Here is a 15,903-nt window from a genome sequence, read left to right on the forward strand (position 1 = left end):
ACAAACGGAGCCAGCGCACGCTCACACGCCTCCATCGACGCCGCAAACACCGGCGAGACACCCCACAACTCCCGCCCCATACCCACCCACTGCGCCCCCTGACCCGGGAACACAAACACCACCCGGCCAGCACCACCCGTCACCACACCCCGCACCACACCGGAGCCGACCACCTCACCCGCCGCCAACAACCCCAGCCCGGAAGCGAGTTCAGCCCCGCAACCCAGAACGACAGCCCGGTTCTCGAACGCCGTACGCGTCGACGCCAACGACCACGCCACATCCACCGGACGCAGCTCACCCGTCAACAACTCCCCGAACGAGGCGAGACGACCGGCCTGACCCGCCAGCCCCTCCCCACCACGACCCGACACCACCCACGGCACCACACCACCAGCCACGAACACCGGCACCGCAACCACACCGTCGGAAACCGCCTCCAGCTCCCCCGGAGCCTCCTCCAGCACCACATGCGCATTCGTCCCGCCCATGCCGAAGGCGCTCACCCCAGCGATGAGGGGCGCGTCGGGGCGAGGCCAGGCGCCGTGGGTGTCCTGAACGCGGAGCCGGAGGGCGTCGAGGGGGATGTCGGGGTTGGGTGTCCGGTAGTTCAGGCTGGGCGGAAGTTCGCGGTGCTGGAGTGCCAGGACCGTCTTGACCAGGCCGGCGATTCCGGCCGCGCCCTCCAGATGGCCCACGTTGGTCTTCACGGAGCCCACGCGCAGTGGCTCCTCGGAGGGCCTTCCCTGGCCCAGGGCCGCACCGAGGGCGGCCGCCTCGACGGGGTCACCGACGGGCGTCCCGGTTCCGTGGAGTTCGACGTACTGGACGTCGTGCGGGGACGTCCCGGCGTTGCGCAGGGCGCGGCGGATGACGTCTTCCTGAGCGTGGGGGTCGGGGGCGGTGAGTGTGTCACCACCACCGTCGTTGTTGACCGCGCTGCCGCGGATGACGGCACGGATGGGGTCGCCGTCGGCGAGGGCCCGGTCGAGCGGCTTCAGTACGAGGAGGCCACCGCCTTCGCCACGGACGTACCCGTTGGCACGGGCGTCGAAGGTGTAGCAGTGGCCGTCGGGCGAGAGTGCGCCGAAACGGTGGGGGTACAGGCTGCTTTCGAGGGCGAGGTGCAGGTTGACGCCGCCGACGAGGGCGATGTCGCTGTCGCCGCTCCGCAGGCTCTCGCAGGCCAGGTGGACGGCCACGAGCGAGGACGACTGCGCCGAGTCGAGGGTGAGACTGGGGCCGCGCAGGCCGAGCAGGTAGGAGAGCCTGTTGGCGACGAGAGCGCGGTGTGTGCCGGTGAAGGACTGATGGGTGACGGCTTCGGGTCCGAACCCGTGGAGGAGGGTGGCGTAGTCGTCGTGGGCGGTCCCGATGAACACGCCCGTGCTGGTGGAGCGGAGGGTTCCGGGGATGATCCGGGAGTCTTCCAGTGCCTCCCACGCCAGTTCGAGGACGAGGCGCTGCTGGGGGTCCATGGCGTCCGCCTCGCGCGGTGAGACACCGAAGAAGCCCGCGTCGAAACGGTCTACCTCGTCGAGGAATCCACCCCACCGAGGCACTCCGTCCAGGGGCTCGTCCCCGTCGCCGGACTCGGCCTCGTTCCCGTCCCCGGCCGAGACGGAGGCAGGGGCGGGGGCGGGCCACGGACGATCGGCCGGAGCAGCCGGACGCACCGCGCTGTCACCGTCGCGCAACAGGCGCCAGAGGCCTTCGGGGTCGGCCACGCCGGGCAGGCGGCAGGCCAGGCCGACGACGGCGATGGCCCGCTGGGGCGCGGCGTTGAGCCCGTACCGGGTGCGTTCTGACTCGCTCATTCCACTCCACCAGCTTGTTGGCCCAGCCTGTGTGGACCGCAGACGTCGGGTACGGCATGCGCACGGCGCACGATGTGATCGACGGTCCACAGCAGCAGGTCGGGGGTCGGACAGCGGATCGCGGACCGCAGGGCTACCCACGCTAGGGGCGCATGGACTAGGGCGGCCCCTAGATTCATGCCGGTGCGAGCCGGTCCGCGGGACGCGGGCCCGGTCGTCGCGGGGTGGGTTTCGGGAAACGCCCAGACATGGGGCGGGGGCAGGCGCCAGGTATTGCGCTCGTCGGGGTTCTCCCGACTCAATGAGGCCACACCGCGCCGGGGGCGGCGGTGATGTGTCCGGGTCCGGGTCGGCGTGGGCGAGGGAGTCTTTGCCGGTCCGGAGGAGGCGGAGGGAAATCCATGAGAAACGCGGAACTCGCGGACCTGCGCGGCGCCCTGGTCAACCTGCGCGGCAGCCTGGAGTCGCTGCGGCGGGCCGATGGCGACTCGCTGTACGTGCGCAGGCTGATGAACGACCTCGACCGTTTCCAGTTGGACATGGAGGTGGATGTCGATGTGGATGTGGATGTGGAGGATGTCGCCGGTGTCGGCATGTGCCTGTCCGCGTTGCATGGGAGCTGGGGTGAGCGTGAGGTGGTGCGGATCAGCGACGGCCCGTACCAGCATCTTCCGTGGCAGGACGCGGACGACGAGGGGATCGGCGGCCACCGCCGCTGACGTTCGGGCGGCGGCCCGGTGACCCGACCCGGGCCGCCGCCCGAACGGCGCCGGCCTCCCCTGGTGGGTCAGGGGAGGCCGGCGGCGGCATGAGATGCCGCGCGGTCACTTCACGTACTCGGGCACCGCACGGGGCGGCCAGCTGCCGGCCGTGAGGACGCCCATCGAATAGGCGCGGGAGACGAGCGCGGCACGGTTGGGGGCCTTGAAGCGTCGCAGCATCAGGCCGACGTGGTACTCCACGCCTTGACGGCTGAGGTAGAGCCGCGAGGCCAGTTGGATGGTCGAGGCGCCGGTGGCGACGCCCTCCAGGATGCGGGCGTCCAGGGCGGTGAGCATCGGCGTGGGTTGGGACGGGAGCTCGGCGGCGTCGGCCGGCTCGTCCTCCGGGCTCATCAGGACGACGACACCTGACAGGTCGTCGCCCTCCCCCTTCACGGCTATGCCGGTGATCTCCGCGGAGAAGACGCGGTCGTGGCCGCGCATGGCGACCACTCTCTCGACGAAGCGGCTGCCATGGCCGTTGGAGAGATGCGTGAAGTGTTTCGGGAGGATGTTGCGGGCGCTCGGATGCAGGACGTCGTAGATGCTGCGCCCGCAGATCTCCGTGGACGGCCGGGCCACATGGCGGAAGAAGTCGGCGTTGGCCGCTTCGATCTTGAGGCCGGCGTCCAGACTCGCCATACAGGTGACGTGATGCGGGGCGCCGTGACGCCGGTCGCCGCGGCGTGTGTTGCGCGATGCTTCAGGAAGGCCACTGACCATAGTCGACCTGTCGGCGTGGGGGAGCATCGAATTCCTCTCCAGAACCTGAAACGGCAGCTATTGGTTCGACAGCGGAGACAGAGCAGAAAGCCGCTGCGACGAATATTCCATTCCTTTTCTGCACCGCTGTCGGCGACAGTAGGTGGGCCGTGTACGAGGCGTCAACGACGGTCAGGGTCCCCGGGGGAAATACTGCGGTACCGCCGTACGGCGGGTTCGGTCATCGCGCGTAGCTTTGTTCGGTCGGCCGGTTCGGTACGGTCACACCTGCACAGTGCGCCGCGGATGCACACTCGAAGCCTGTGTTGCGCGGGCATGGCCGCGATATGTCACGGCTGGGGCGCGAACGGCCGACGCAACGCTCCCGTCTGCGTTTTCAGGCGAAGATCGGACAACCGTTACGGGAGCGCGCACATGCGGAAACGCCGACCTCATCACCCACCGGAGAGCGTTCATCTCCATCAGATAACGATCTCCCGATCATGGTTTAAACCGACGTGATCGAGGGAAGTCCGGCGCTCCGCCCAGGCGGGCGTCGGGAACTTCCCTGCTCTTCACCGCTGTTTCGGGGAGCGAAGAAGCATTCCGTGGGCCGCGGCCAATATGGTGCGCTCGTGCGATGCAGAGGAAATTCAGTCCTCCTGGATAAAGACTGACTTCGCTCGTCCTCGTGCACTGTCCATCGAACAGGGACCGATCGACCGGAAAGCCGTTTGGACGGAAGCCCGGCGTGGCTACGGCGTGTCCACCTGCTCGACGAAGCGGCACCTCCCGGTCCGACGGGCGGGACCAGTCGTTCGCGGCGTGGATGAGGTGGACGGGGGTGCCCGACATGCCTGGCGGCATGCGGCCCCTGCGCGCACCTGACGCCGCCGGAGGGGCTTGATGAGGCTCTACTGCAACGGTTCCGCAGTTGGCGGGTCCGGCTCGCCAGGTGCATTCGGGCAGCAGGCGCGGCTCCGGCTCATGCCTGCATGCCGCCGTCGACCGGGAGTACCGTCCCGGTCACGTAGGAGGCGCGGTCGCTCAGGAGCCAGGCGGCGGCCTGGGCGATCTCGTCAGGGTCGGCCGCACGGCGTAGCGGGGTGCGCGCGTTGAGCTGGTCGACGACGCCGGGTGAGCGGTCGTTCCATGCACGCACCATCTCGGTCAGGGTGGTGCCGGGAGCGATGGCGTTGACGCGGATGCCCTCCGGGCCGTAGGTGATGGCGGCCGACTCGGTGAGGCTGTTGACCGCCCGTTTCATCGCACCGTAGGCGGGCAGCGTGGGGTTGCCCATCAGGCTGCCGACGGACGAGTTGTTGACGATCGCACCCGTGCCGGCGGTGGCTCGGATGGCGGCGACCTCGGCGGACATGGCCAGCCACGGCCCCTTGAGGTTCACGGCGTAGACGTGGTCGAAATCCGCCTCGGGCACTTGGTCCATCGGGGCTGGGGGCACGCTGGTCGCTGCGTTGTTGAAGGCGACGTCGAGCCGGCCGTACAGGTCGACGGTACGGTCGACTGCGGCACGGACACTGGCCCCGTCGGCCAGGTCACACACCACGTACTCGGCGGTGCCGCCGACCGCCCGGATTTCCTCCGTCACCGCCTTGAGCTGGTCCTGCGTGCGGGCCGCGAGCAGTACCCGGGCGCCCTCACGGGCGAACAGGCGCGCCGCGGCGGCACCGATACCTCGACCGGCACCGGTGATGAAGGCGACTTTGCCGGCCAGCAGGCCCACGGCGGCCGGGGTGGAGGTGTCGGTGTCGGTGGTCTGTGCGTTGTTCATGGCAGTGAGCCTGCGTCCGGCCGCGGCGCCGATCCAGGCACCGGCAGTACCTGGATCGGCTCCGCGGCACCGGCGCACACTGGGTGACGTGGACAGACGAGAGCTGGCTGGCTTCCTGCGCAACAGGCGTGAGCGCATCACCCCTGCCGACGTGGGTCTGCCCGCCGGGCCACGCCGCCGCACCCCGGGGCTGAGGCGTGAGGAAGTGGCGCAGCTGGCGTTCATCTCGACCGAGTACTACACCCGGCTGGAGCAGGCACGGGGCCCGCGCCCGTCGCGCGAGGTGCTTGCCGGTCTGGCGCGGGCCCTGCGCCTGTCGGACGCCGAGCGCGACCACCTGCACCATCTCGCCGGCGCCCCGCCCGGTCCGCCGGCCGGGCCCTCACGTGAAGTGCGGCAGAGCATCCTCGACCTGCTGCGGCGGCTACCGCACGCGGCGGCGATCGTGCTGTCCGCGACCTACGAGGTGATCGCCTGGAACGACCTGGCGGCAGCTCTCCTGGAGGACTTCTCCGCTCTGTCCCGGCGCGAGCGCAACCTCGTGCGCCGTGCGTTTCTCGCACCGCGATCGCGGGGGCGGCTGCTGTACGACCCGTCCGACGCGGAGGCGTTTGCCCGCGCCGCGGCCCGGCACCTGCGTGTCACCGCCGCCCGCTACCCCGAAGATCCCGAGGTAGCCACGCTGGTGGATGACCTCCTCGTCGGCAGCGCGGAGTTCGCCCGGCTGTGGGCCGCCCACGACGTACGCGCCGAGCCCACTCTGCGCAAGACCGTCCACCACCCGCTGATCGGCCCCATCACCGTCAACTGTGATGTCCTCGATATCACCGACCGAGACCAGCGAGTCGTGATCTACACGGCCGAGCCCGGCTCTCCCGCGGAGGAGGCGCTACGGCTGCTGTCGGTGATCGGCACGCAGCGCATGGACGTGCCCGGCTGAGCCGAGCCGGCGTGGCAGTCCGGTCACGTACGGCACCCGCCGTTCTCCGGCTTCTTGTGCCTCGACTTGGTCATCGGCATCAGCAGTGACGCGCCCGTGGGGATCCCAGCCGGTGTCCGGGCAGACGTCCCCCAGGCTGACGACCTTGCCGGGCCCCAGGGAGTCGGTGGGTGACGAACACCGGCCCGCGCGTGCGATCGCGCAGCAGGCGGGGCAGGAGCCGGGCGGTGCGTGGTCGTCGACGACGTCGTCCACGACGGCCGGCATGTCGCACTCCGGCTCGGCGACCCGCCCACCCAGTTCCCGAGCCTGTGGCCGCCCTCCTGCTCGCCTACCTTCAGGCCCTGCCCGCCCATACCCCTGCCATCAACCAGGATTGGCCCTGGCTCTTCCCCTGGCGCCGCCCGAGCCAGCCGATGAACCCGGCACTTTGCGCGACGCTCTGCGGAAACTCGGCGTCCCACGGCCGGTCGTCCGCGCGGCCGGAACCATGTATCACGATCAACGCTGCGGAATCCTCAGTGGCCGACGTTCTGCGCCTCCGAGGCAGCCGGGCACTGGGTTGTACGATCGCCTTACCGTATTCTGATTCTGTGACCGTATCCGGCAGCCCAGTACCCCACAGCTCCCCCGAACCTGTCGACCTGGCCGCCCAGGTGGGCCGGGTCGCCGCACCTCTGCGCCAGCAGGTGGTCGAAGTGCTGCGCCAGGCCATCCTCAGCTTCCACTACGCGCCCGGACAGCGGCTGATCGAGCGCGAGCTGATCGAGGAGATCGGCGTCTCGCGCACCACCATCCGTGAGGCGCTGCGCGAGCTGGTGGCCGAGGGTCTGGTCAAGACGATCCCGCAGAAGGGCGCTGTGGTGGTGGTGCCCTCGCCCCAGGAGGCCCTGGAGCTCTACGAGCTGCGCGCCGCCCTGGAGGCGCTCGCCGTGCGTCGGTTCACGGAGGTCGCCTCGGACCAGCAGGTGGCGGAGCTTCGCACCGCGTTCGAGCAGCTGGCGGAGGCCGCGGGCGGTGAGGGCGCCACCCTGCGGGTCCTCCAGGCGAAGGACAGGTTCTACGACGCCCTGCTGCGCGGCTGCGGAAACCGCTCGGTCCACTCCACGCTCGGCGGTGTCCAGGCGCGGCTCAGCCTCCTTCGGGCCACGTCGCTGTCCCAGCCCGGCCGCACCGCACGCAGCGTGCAGGAGTTGCGCACCGTGATGGAGGCCATCGAGGCGCGCAACGCCGAGGCTGCCGTGCGCGCCTGCAACCATCACATCGAGCAGGCGAAGCGGGCCGGGTTGGAGGGGCTGTCCGCGACCAGCGGACTGTCTTCGTTCAGCCCTGCCTGAACTCTGAGGCCGGACGTGGTGTCCTCTAGGGCCTGTCGTTTGGATCAGGTCGGCCGAGAGGCCACGTCGGCCCAGCCGACCTGATCCAAACGACAGGCCCTAGTCGCGCCGTTTCCTCCGCGCGGCCGGCGCCTCGGACGTCCTGAGGCAGCATCGGTGTGTTGGTGTGTTGGCCGCGCCCGGCGCCACCGCGTTCATCCGGATCCCGTCGGACGCGGCAAGGGCGGCCACCGCGCGAGTGAGACCCGGTGCCCCCGGCCTTGGCCGACGGGTACATGACCGGCAGCGGGAAGTTGGCCAGCGCCCCCTCTTCGGTGAACCGGTGAACCGGTGAACCGTGGACGGCCCGATGCCCGCGGCGGCGCCGGTGATCAGCGCGGCCTTGTCCGCCGGCCGACCGCCGCGTACTCCCGGGAGTACCGACCGCCGACGGATCGTCGGCGGCGGTCGCTCGGTGACACGCTCATGCGCGCCCGCTCGTCAGCTCGCCGAGGGGTTGTCGAAGAACTGGTCCAGGTAGGACTGCGGCATCCACGCCTCGCCGTCCTGGACCTCACCGGGGTCGCTCACCTTGGCACCGGCGGGCAGGTAGGCGGCCAGGTTCGCCTTGGTGATCACCGACGGTTCGCGGGTGATCGTGCCGACCTTGGGACCGTCACCCGCCATCACCATCATCCCGACGGTGAACCAGGCCTTCGCCTCCTGGGCGCCGTTGCCGCCCGTGCCTGCGGTCTCGTAGCCGTCGGCCGTCTCCAGCTTCTTCCACGACGCCAGCGACGAGGCCGACGCGCCCGCGTCGACGACCTTGGGGATGTCACGGCCGGTGGAGTCGAAGGCCGCGTAGACGCCGGAACCCATGATGCCCACCTCCGCAACCATGTCGATCCGCTGCGGGTGACTGGAGAGGAACTTCAGCATCTCGGCCTTGGCGACCGCCGGCACGTAGGCGCCGTTGACCTCGCCGAGGATCTTCATGCCGGAGCAGGCGGTAAGGACGTCCTTGACGCCCTGGTAGCCGATCGTCTCGGACGACAGCCCCTGGAAGCCGCGGACGATCACGACATTGCCCTTCCCCTTGAGCTGTCCGGCGACCAGGGCAGTCGGCTCGGCGGTGTTCAGGTAGGCGTTCTCGGCGACGTTGACGGCGTACTTGGAGCGGATGGTGGAGCCGAGCGCGACCGTCACCACGCCCTTCTTTCCGGCGGCGTCGACCGCGGAGACCATCGCGTCGCCGGAGAGCGGAGTGATGTAGACGATGTCGACGCCGGAGGCGACCAGTTCGTTGTAGCCGCGGATCTGCTCGGCGGGGGTCATGGTCGCCGGGTCGGTCATGATCCGCTTGACGAGCTTGCCCTGGACCAGTCCCTTCGCCCTGGCGGCCGTGAAGCTCGCCTCCATCTGCTGGACGACGGCCGCGGCGAAGGGGTTGGACGCCGGGAGGTAGGAGAAGCCGACCTTCGCGGCACGGCCCAGCTCCTTCTTCTTCCGCCAGGCGCTCGCGAAGACGTCCTCTCCGTAGGCGTTGTACGCCTTCTGCAGCTCGGCGGGGAGCGCCTTGATCGCGCCGTCGGGGTCCTTGGGGGCGATGGTCGGCACCTGGCCGCAGGCGGCCGACGCCTTCCCGGCGGTGTCCGTGGCACTGTCGCTCGCGCCGGCGGCGACCGTACCGCCCGAGCCGCCGCAGCCCGTGAGCAGGGCGGTGAGGACGAGCCCGGTGGAGGACGCCGCGACGCTCGTGCGGGCGCGGCGGAAGGTGGATCTGTTCATGGGGAAGCCCTTCTTGGCGAAAGATTCGTGGAGAGAGCGGGGAGAGGCGGAAGGAGCGAGGCGGCCTGCTCAGACCTGGTCTCGGAGTCGGCGCTCACGGCCGTAGACCGCCATCGCGGCGAGGATGACGAGGCCGTTGAGGATCTGCTGGTCGGCTTCCTGGAAGCCGAGACCGACGAGCACCGTGGAGACGGTGGTGAGCAGGAGGACGCCCACGGTGGTGCGGGTGTAGCTGCCGGGGCCGCCGAACGCCGTGCCGCCGAGGACGACCGCGGCGATGCTCTGGAAGAGGTAGGGGGTGCCGAGGCGGTTGTCGACATTGCCCGCGAAGCCCGCCAGGACGACTCCGGCGAGTATGGCGAGGGCCGCCGACAGCGCGTACACCGTGACCCAGACCTTGCGGGTGTCGATGTGGGCGAGGTCTGCCGCGACCGGGCTCGCGCCCGTGGCCAGGAGGCGCCGACCGGGGCGGGTGCGGTGCAGCAGGACGGAGACGACGGCGACGGCGAGCACCCAGATCACGACGACGGGCGGCACGGGGAGCCCGAAGGTGGACGCCATGGGAGCGCTGAGCCGGGTCACCCAGCCGGGCGCCGCCGAGCCGGTCCCGCCGCCGCTGAGGACGGCGGTGGCTCCGACGGCGATCGAGCCGGCGGCGAGGGTGACGATGATCGGGTGCATGCCGAAGCGGTGGCAGAGGTAGCCGACGAGCCCGCCCGCGGCGGCACCGCAGGCGACGGCCAGGGCCAGCATCGCCGGCAGCGGGACGCCGGGTACGTCGCCGAACTGGGTGACGGTGACCGCGCCCGCCACGATGAACCCGGCCAGGGACAGGTCGATGCCCCGGATCAGGACGACGAGTGTCTGGCCGATCGAGGCCAGGCCGGTGAGCGCGCAGAGCACGAGGACCGAACGCAGGCTCGTCGGTTCGAGGAAGCCCGGCATGGCGGCGGCGCCCCAGCCGAGGACGCCCACGATGAGCAGCAGTTGCACGAGCGGGAAGCGGCGCTGGAGAGCCAGGAGGCGCTGTCCGGCGGTGGGGCCCCGAGGTGCGGGCGGAGGGGGGACGTTCTGGGCGAGGGGTGCCGTGTCGAGTGGGTCTTGCCGGATGGTCGTCATCGCCCTTCCTTCGGTGTGCGGGCCGCGACCGCCCCGAAGAGCACCGCGCCGATGAGCAGGACCCCGTAGATCACCTGCAGCCAGGTCTGCGGGACCTGGAGGGCACCGAGCAGGCTCTGGAGGAGGTAGATGGCGGCGGCGCCGGCGAGCGCGTTGGCCATGCCGCCGCCCCCGCCCTGGAGCGGGAGGCCGCCCAGCGACACGGCGGCGATCGCGATGAGGGTGTAGGCGGTGCTGGTGCCCGCCTCGGCGGTGGACGCCAGGCCGATGAGGACGAGGCCGCCGACCGCGGCCATCGCGCCGCCGAGCGCGTAAGCGAGCACCCGGACGGTGCCGACGGGGACACCGCTGGTGAACGCGGTGACGTCGTTGCCGCCGACCGAGCGCAGCAGTCCGCCGTAGGTGGTCAGCCGGGTGACCGCCAGCCAGAGGACGACGGGGACCGCCAGCGCGACGGCCCCGCCCGGCACCGGCCCCATCGAGCCGGCGAAACCCGCCATCCAGGTGCCCGAGATCGTGGTCGGGCTGGGGGACAGTTTGAGATCGAGCCCGGTGACGACGAAGAACATCGCGAGCGTGACGACGATCGGCTGGAGCCGGCCGACGACGACGAGGAGGCCCGTGACCGTCCCCACCAGGGCGCCCGCGGCCATGAGGAGGGGCAGGGCGACGTACCCGCCGAGACCGGTCGGCTGGAGCTGGGTGGCGTAGAGCAGGCCGCTGAGGGTCATCAGGGGGCTGATCGACAGGTCGATGCCACCGCGCCCGCTCATGATCGAGGGGACGCTCGCCATGGCCGCGATCCCGAGCGGGGCCAGTGCGGCGAGCTGGGAGGTGACACCGAAGCCCGGCTGCAGCAGCAGGTCGGCGAAGAGGAGACCGACTGCGAGCGTCAGCGCGAAGAGGTGGGTGTGGCGGGCGAAGAGGGAACCGACGCCCCGGCGGCGTGCGGGAGCCGAGTGCTCCGGGGTTGCGGAGGCCCGCTGGTCGACGACGCTCACGCGGTCACCGCCGCGTCGGCGAAGAAGGCGTCGACGAGCCGGTCGCGGCTCAGGTCGGCGCGGGCGAGTTCCGTGGCGAGGGAGCCCTCCCGGAACACCAGCACACGGTCCATCAGCTCGACGTGCTCGTCGACCTCCGAGGACAGCATGACGACGGTCAGGCCCTGTTCCGACAGCTCGCGCAGCAGCCGGTAGAGGTCGCGTTTGGCCCCCACGTCGATTCCTCTCGTCGGGTCGTTGAGCAGCAGGACGTCGGGATCGGCGGCCAGCCAGCGGGCGATGACGACCTTCTGCTGGTTGCCGCCGCTGAGCGTGGTGATCGCGTCCGACGCACGGCCGTACTTGATGGCGAGCCGCTCGACGTAGTGCAGGAACCGCCCTTCGGCGGCGCGCTCGGACAGCAGTCCCGTCCGGACGTCCAGCTCCGTGGTGGCCACGGCGAAGTTGTCCAGGATGGACATCCACGGCAGGATCGATTCCCCGCGCCGGTCCCTGGCGACATAGGCGATGCCCAGATCCCGCGCCCGCCGCGGGTCGGTGACCCGCCGCTCGCGCTCCCCCTGAAGCCGTACGACGCCATCGGGGTCGCCGTGTCCGACGAGGAGCCGCAGGAACTCGTCCTGGCCGTGGCCCTCCAGTCCGGCCAGCCCGACGATCTCGCCGCGGCGGAACTCGGCGGTGCAGGGATCCGCGTCCGGCCGCGGCCGGGCACCCACCACGCGCAGGACGACGGGGCGCTGCTCCACATGGTCGGGAGAGGGGGCGGGGATGCCCGTCGTGGTGTCCCGGACCGGGTGCGGGCCGCCGCTCATCAGCCGGATCATCTCGTCGTGGTCCCAGTCCGCGCCGAGGGTGCCGACCGTGCGGCCGGAGCGGAGCACGGTGACGCGGTCGGCGATCTCCCTGATCTCGTCCATCCTGTGGGTGATGAGGACGGTGCTCATACCCCGCGCCGCCCGTTCCTTCACCAGGGCGAACAGCCGGGTGCGGGAGTCGTGGTCGAGGGCCGACGTCGCCTCGTCGAGGATCAGCACCTTTGGGTCGCGCAGGAGGGAGCGGGCGATGCCGCAGGCCTGGCGGTCACTGAGCCGCAGCGAGCCGAAGGGGGCGTCGAGGGCGGGGGGCGCGACCAGGAGCGCGGCGAGGACCCCGGCCGCCTTCTCGCGGCGGGCCGTGTCCCGGGCCACCGGCCGCAGGAGGCGGTCGGCGCCGAGCCACAGATTGTCGAGGACGGTGCGGTTCTCGACGCCGAGCACCTCCTGGAACACCGTGTCGACGCCCGCGCGAAGCGCCTGGGCCGGAGTGCGCGGGGTGTAGGGCCGGCCGTCGGCCGTCATGGCCCCCCGGTCCGGGCGGTGCACCCCACTGAGGATCTTGACCAGGGTGGACTTCCCGGATCCGTTCTCTCCCACGAGGGCGTGCACCTCGCCCGGGAACAGACGGAGTGCGGCGTCCTCAAGGGCGACCGTCGGGCCGAAGTACTTCCGGAGGCCGTCGACCGCCAGGACGGCCTCCGGCTCGGCTGGGTCGTCGAGACAGGTGAGCGGATGGGTCGGCACTGACCCCCTCCTGACTGGGATGGGACGGAGTTGAGCGAGACAGAAGGGACCCCAGAACGTATGATTGTCGTCTGGTCATACAATCTATTCTCTGCGAGGAGGACCGTAGCGTGCGGCGAAACCGGCGTCCAGAGGTGGATTACCAGGAAATTCCGGAAAGGCCCGCCCTCGCGAAAGCCCTGACGCACGATTGTCGTCTCGTCATACAAAGAGTACGGTGTGCCGACACCGACACCCGGGCGGGCCGGGGCGGCGAGCGCAAGGAGCACGCGTGTACCTCATCACCGGTGCCGGCGGAGGGCTGGCCCAGACCGCAGCGGAGTTGCTGCTGGAGTCGGTTCCCGCCGACCAGGTCGTCCTGACGACGCGGGCGCCAGCCGGCCTCAAGGCGTTCGCCGACCGCGGCGTCCATGTCCGTTACGCCGACTTCGCCGAACCCGACAGCCTGGAGGCCGCGTTCGACGGGGCGGAGCGGATGCTGCTCGTGTCCACCGCCCAGGTCGGCTCGCGGATCGGCTTCCACCGCACAGCCATCGACGCGGCCCGGCGCGCGGGTGTCCGGTACCTCGCCTACACCTCGATCGTCGGTGCCGGCATCGAGGAGAACGACGCCGTGGTCTGCGTCGAGCACCGCGCGACGGAGGCCATGCTGCGGGACTCGGGCCTGCGCTGGAACGCACTGCGCGACTCCCAGTACGCGCAGGCGGTCGCCTACTTCATCGCCCCCGGCGCGGTCGCCCTGGGGCAGATGGTCGGCGCCTGGGGCGAGGGCACGGTCGGCTTCGTGTCCCGGGACGACTGCGCGGCCGCCGCCGTGGGAGCACTGCTCGGCCGGGGCGAGGACGACCGCGCCTACGAGATCACCGGCCCGGAGCAGTTGACGTACCGTCAGGTCTGTGCGCTGGTCGCCGAGATCAGCGGCGTGGACGTGACGTACCTGCCGATCAGCGACGAAGAGCAGTACGCCGTGTTCGACTCCCTGGGCGTGCCCCGGGAGTACGACCCCGAGGCCATCGCCTCCTCACCGATCCCCTGGAACAGCGACGACATGGTGTCGTTCAGCCGCGCGATCCGGCTCGGGCACATGGCGTCCCTGAGCGACGCGGTACGGACCCTGGCCGGACGGGAGCCCCGCTCGATGCGATCGGTACTGGAGGAAGCGGCGGCGACCTGGACGCCCGCCGGCGCCGTCGAGGAGGCCACGCGATGAGCGTCGACACGCAGACGGCCACCGTCGGCGACGGCGGTTACCTCAGCGAGAAGGCCCTGCGGCGTTTCACCGACGTGCTCGGCGAGGACGGCGTGGTACTCGACGAGGGCCGCTTCCACGAGCAGTACCGCGACAAGTACTGGCACCGCGACGACGACACCTACGACCCCGCCGCCGTGCTTCTCCCCCGCAGCACCGAGGAGGTGCAGGCGGTGGTCCGGATCGCGAACGAGTTCGGGGTGCCCATCTGGACCTCCTCGCAGGGCCGCAACTACGGCTACGGCGGCTCCTCGCCCCGGCTGAAGGCGACCGTCGTGGTCAGCCTGACCCGGATGAACCGGGTTCTGGAGATCAACCGCGAGCTGGCGTACGCCGTGGTCGAGCCGGGCGTGCGCTGGTTCGACCTGTACGACGCGCTCAAGGAGTCCGGCAACGAGGACCTGATGGTGACCGTCCCCGACCTCGGCTGGGGCAGCGTCATCGGCAACTCCCTCGACTGCGGCATCACCTACCAGCCCTACGGCGCCGACTTCATGGCGCCCTGCGGGATGGAAGTGGTCCTGGCCAACGGGGAGTTGCTGCGCACGGGCATGGGCGCCATCCCGGACAACAAGTCCTGGCACACCTACAAGCGCGGCCTCGGGCCGGTCCTCGACGGACTGTTCGTGCAGTCCAACTTCGGCATCGTGACGCGGATGGGCTATTGGCTGATGCCGCGCCCGGAGGCGTACGCGCCGTTCTTCCTCACCGTGCCGCGCGACGAACACCTCGAACAGGCCGTCGACATCATGCGCCGCCTGCGGCTGGACGGCACCCTGCGCGGGGTGCCGAGCATGTACAACACCGTCACACTGGCGGCCCAGTTCCCCGAGGTGATGGGCCGTTTCGCGGGGGCCGAGGGCGCCTTCAGCGAGGAGACGCTGGACGAGATGGCCGACGCGACCGGGCTCGGCCGGTGGGCACTCCGGGGAGCCCTCTGGGGCGACGGCCCCGTGGTGGAACACCAGTTGGCGAAGATCCGGGCGGCGTGGAGCGCGATCCCCGGCGGGCAGGTGCTGTTCGAGCGGACGTACGGTCCCGGCGAGTACGACGAGATCCGCACGATCCCCGACAAGTGCCAGGCGGGCCTGCCCGGTCTCGACCTGATCGAGGCCATCCCCGAGGGGATCGCGCACATCGGCTTCTCCCCCGCGGTTCCTCTGGTCGGGACGGATGTGCGGGAGGTCGTCGATCTGTTCGACCGGATCGTCAGGGAGCAGGTCGGGGTGAACGTCGCCGGCGGCCTGCTGATCATCAATGAGCGGACGGCGCTGTACGTCACCGGGCTCAACTACGACTACCGGGACGCGGAACAGTGCCGTCGGGCGTACGACGCCGTGAAGGTGCTGGTCGCGGAGGCGGGACGGCGGGGGTACGGCGAGTACCGCGCCCACCTCGACTTCATGGACCTGGCCTCCGCGCAGTACTCCTTCAACAACCACGCCTACCGACGATTCTGCGAGACCGTCAAGGACGCGGTCGACCCGAACGGCATCCTGTCGCCGGGCCGGCACGGCATCTGGCCGGAGAGGTTCCGCCACCACGCCGATCGGGACTGAGAGGGTGACAACAGGAAGGCGGTGAGGCCCGGGGCCTCACCGCCTTCCTGTTGCTGTTCCGCTCTCCGAGGGTGTTCAAGTGGCCGCGAGCAGGGAGAGGCCGAGCACGGCCAGGGCGAGGCTGACGGTGAGGACCGCGGAAGCATGGGTGCTCCACCAGCGCACCCTGGGCAGGGCGGTGGCCGGGATCATCTCGAGGTCCGCGCGGAGCGAGGCTGCCTTGTACAGGGCCATGGACACGGTGCCCAGCCCTCCGATCACGGCGATGTGGCCCGCGAGCGCATGCACGGTCGAAGACAC

At 70.6% G+C, this 15,903-nt stretch carries 13 protein-coding genes and 1 pseudogene; 5 read left to right on the top strand and 9 right to left on the bottom strand.

Features of this window, described 5'->3' with window-relative positions; all coding sequences use genetic code 11:
* Positions 1-1,817, bottom strand: a 1,817-nt coding sequence (locus ABZ490_RS40300) for a beta-ketoacyl synthase N-terminal-like domain-containing protein (RefSeq protein ID WP_359002215.1), incomplete at its 3' end; no start/stop codon positions are given.
* A 401-nt stretch (positions 1,818-2,218) separates the two neighbouring features.
* Between ABZ490_RS40300 and ABZ490_RS40305 the strand changes: the two genes are divergently transcribed.
* Positions 2,219-2,536, top strand: coding sequence for a hypothetical protein (locus ABZ490_RS40305; RefSeq protein WP_359002216.1), 318 nt, complete (start codon positions 2,219-2,221; stop codon positions 2,534-2,536).
* A gap of 105 nt (positions 2,537-2,641) precedes the next feature.
* Here the strand turns inward: ABZ490_RS40305 and ABZ490_RS40310 are convergent, their stop codons facing one another.
* Complete coding sequence (locus ABZ490_RS40310) at positions 2,642-3,220, bottom strand: LuxR C-terminal-related transcriptional regulator (protein WP_359002218.1); 579 nt, start codon at positions 3,218-3,220, stop codon at positions 2,642-2,644.
* A gap of 1,045 nt (positions 3,221-4,265) precedes the next feature.
* The gene (locus ABZ490_RS40315) at positions 4,266-5,072 is read right to left on the bottom strand and encodes a glucose 1-dehydrogenase (protein ID WP_359002220.1); all 807 of its coding nucleotides are present in this window, start codon (positions 5,070-5,072) and stop codon (positions 4,266-4,268) included.
* Positions 5,073-5,160: 88 nt separating this feature from the next.
* Between ABZ490_RS40315 and ABZ490_RS40320 the strand changes: the two genes are divergently transcribed.
* Positions 5,161-6,012: a helix-turn-helix transcriptional regulator gene (locus tag ABZ490_RS40320; protein ID WP_359002222.1), complete on the top strand. Its 852-nt coding sequence runs from the start codon at positions 5,161-5,163 to the stop codon at positions 6,010-6,012.
* 41 nt (positions 6,013-6,053) lie between these two features.
* Here the strand turns inward: ABZ490_RS40320 and ABZ490_RS40325 are convergent.
* Positions 6,054-6,304 (bottom strand): annotated as a pseudogene (locus ABZ490_RS40325) (site-specific integrase); the annotation flags it as partial.
* Positions 6,305-6,605: 301 nt separating this feature from the next.
* Between ABZ490_RS40325 and ABZ490_RS40330 the strand changes: the two are divergent.
* On the top strand, positions 6,606-7,349 hold the full coding sequence (locus ABZ490_RS40330; protein ID WP_359002224.1) for a GntR family transcriptional regulator: 744 nt from the start codon (positions 6,606-6,608) through the stop codon (positions 7,347-7,349).
* 480 nt (positions 7,350-7,829) lie between these two features.
* Here ABZ490_RS40330 and ABZ490_RS40335 read toward each other — a convergent pair whose 3' ends face one another.
* From ABZ490_RS40335 to ABZ490_RS40350, 4 genes are all read right to left on the bottom strand, one after another.
* On the bottom strand, positions 7,830-9,116 hold the full coding sequence (locus tag ABZ490_RS40335) for a substrate-binding domain-containing protein (RefSeq protein WP_359002226.1): 1,287 nt from the start codon (positions 9,114-9,116) through the stop codon (positions 7,830-7,832).
* Between the two features lie 69 nt (positions 9,117-9,185).
* Positions 9,186-10,235 (bottom strand): ABC transporter permease, encoded by a 1,050-nt coding sequence (locus tag ABZ490_RS40340; RefSeq protein WP_359002228.1) that lies wholly within the window; start codon positions 10,233-10,235, stop codon positions 9,186-9,188.
* Positions 10,232-11,236: an ABC transporter permease gene (locus ABZ490_RS40345; RefSeq protein ID WP_359002230.1), complete on the bottom strand. Its 1,005-nt coding sequence runs from the start codon at positions 11,234-11,236 to the stop codon at positions 10,232-10,234. The genes ABZ490_RS40340 and ABZ490_RS40345 overlap by 4 nt, the downstream gene beginning before the upstream one ends.
* A complete protein-coding gene (locus tag ABZ490_RS40350; protein ID WP_359002232.1) occupies positions 11,233-12,795 on the bottom strand; it encodes a sugar ABC transporter ATP-binding protein in 1,563 nt (520 codons plus the stop codon). Before ABZ490_RS40350 ends, ABZ490_RS40345 begins: the two co-directional genes overlap by 4 nt.
* A gap of 271 nt (positions 12,796-13,066) precedes the next feature.
* On the opposite strand from ABZ490_RS40350, the gene ABZ490_RS40355 reads away from it, so the two are divergent.
* Complete coding sequence (locus ABZ490_RS40355; protein ID WP_359002234.1) at positions 13,067-14,005, top strand: NAD(P)H-binding protein; 939 nt, start codon at positions 13,067-13,069, stop codon at positions 14,003-14,005.
* The gene (locus ABZ490_RS40360) at positions 14,002-15,603 is read left to right on the top strand and encodes an FAD-binding oxidoreductase (protein WP_359002236.1); all 1,602 of its coding nucleotides are present in this window, start codon (positions 14,002-14,004) and stop codon (positions 15,601-15,603) included. Before ABZ490_RS40355 ends, ABZ490_RS40360 begins: the two co-directional genes overlap by 4 nt.
* 75 nt (positions 15,604-15,678) lie before the next feature.
* On the opposite strand, the gene ABZ490_RS40365 is transcribed toward ABZ490_RS40360, so the two are convergent.
* Positions 15,679-15,903 carry a hypothetical protein gene (locus tag ABZ490_RS40365; RefSeq protein WP_359002238.1) on the bottom strand — a complete coding sequence of 75 codons (225 nt, stop codon included), beginning with the start codon at positions 15,901-15,903 and terminating at the stop codon, positions 15,679-15,681.

Origin of the sequence: Streptomyces sp. NPDC005811, assembly GCF_040630405.1 — a bacterium.
Lineage (GTDB): Bacteria > Actinomycetota > Actinomycetes > Streptomycetales > Streptomycetaceae > Streptomyces.

Coding starts and splice junctions, on each gene's coding strand:
- ABZ490_RS40305 (WP_359002216.1), top strand. CDS start 2,219: ATGAGAAACGCGGAACTCGCGGACCTGCGCGGCGCCCTGGTCAACCTG.
- ABZ490_RS40310 (WP_359002218.1), bottom strand. CDS start 3,220: ATGGCGAGTCTGGACGCCGGCCTCAAGATCGAAGCGGCCAACGCCGAC.
- ABZ490_RS40315 (WP_359002220.1), bottom strand. CDS start 5,072: ATGAACAACGCACAGACCACCGACACCGACACCTCCACCCCGGCCGCC.
- ABZ490_RS40335 (WP_359002226.1), bottom strand. CDS start 9,116: ATGAACAGATCCACCTTCCGCCGCGCCCGCACGAGCGTCGCGGCGTCC.
- ABZ490_RS40340 (WP_359002228.1), bottom strand. CDS start 10,235: ATGACGACCATCCGGCAAGACCCACTCGACACGGCACCCCTCGCCCAG.
- ABZ490_RS40360 (WP_359002236.1), top strand. CDS start 14,002: ATGAGCGTCGACACGCAGACGGCCACCGTCGGCGACGGCGGTTACCTC.